Here is a 960-nt window from a genome sequence, read left to right as displayed (position 1 = left end):
CCCTCGTCGCTGACCCGCTGGCGCAACCGGATCGGCGAGGAAGGGGCCGAGTGGCTTTTGACCAAGACCCTCGAGGCCGGGCGCGCATCGGGCGCGGTCGATGACGACAGCCTTTCGCGCGTCGCCGTCGATACCACGGTGATGGAAAAGAACATCGCACATCCGACCGACGCGCGGCTGTATGACAAGGCCCGCCGACAGCTCGTCGTGCTGGCGAACGAGGCCGGGATCACGCTGCGGCAGACCTACAACCGGCTGGCCCCGCGCCTAGCGATGCAGGCCGGGCGCTACGCCCATGCCCGCCAGTTCAAGCGCATGCGCAAGGCGCTGAAAAAGCTGAAGGGTTACACCGGTCGTGTTCTGCGCGACCTCCGCCGCCAGCTGGACGCGATCCCCGACGGCCCGTTGCGGGAACGCGTTCTGGACAGCCTCGTGCTGGTGGGCCGCCTGCTGCACCAAGGACCGAAAAGCCGCGGCAAGATCTACGCGCTGCACGAGCCCGCGGTCGATTGCATCTCCAAGGGCAAGGCGCGCAAGCGCTACGAGTTCGGCACCAAGGTCAGTCTCGCCACCACCATCGACGAGGGGTTCGTCGTCGGCATGCGCGCCATGCCGGGCAATCCTTACGACGGCCACACCCTTTCGGAAGCGCTGGAACAGGTCGAAATCCTGACCGGTCAGACGCCTGCGCTGGCCGTCGTCGACCGCGGATATCGCGGCCACGGCGTGACGCACACACAGGTCCTGATCAGTGGCACCCGCCGCGGCCTGACCCCGGCGCTGAAACGGCTGCTGCGACGGCGCAGTGCCATCGAGCCGGAAATCGGCCACATGAAAACCGACGGCCGCCTGTCGCGCTGCCCGCTCAAGGGCACCACAGGCGACGCGATCTTCGCCGTCCTGTGCGGCTGCGGCCACAACATCCGCAAGATCCTCGCCCACCTGAGGGCTCTTTTGGCC

General features: G+C 67.5%; 1 protein-coding gene. It reads left to right on the top strand.

All coding sequences use genetic code 11. The features are described from left to right. The coding region (locus tag DDE13_RS22505; RefSeq protein ID WP_111406404.1) for an IS5 family transposase at positions 1-960 on the top strand (960 nt) is incomplete at both ends.

Origin of the sequence: Meridianimarinicoccus zhengii, assembly GCF_003254465.1 — a bacterium.
Taxonomy (GTDB): Bacteria; Pseudomonadota; Alphaproteobacteria; order Rhodobacterales; family Rhodobacteraceae; genus Meridianimarinicoccus; species Meridianimarinicoccus zhengii.
This window is presented reverse-complemented; position numbering and strand designations above follow the sequence as displayed.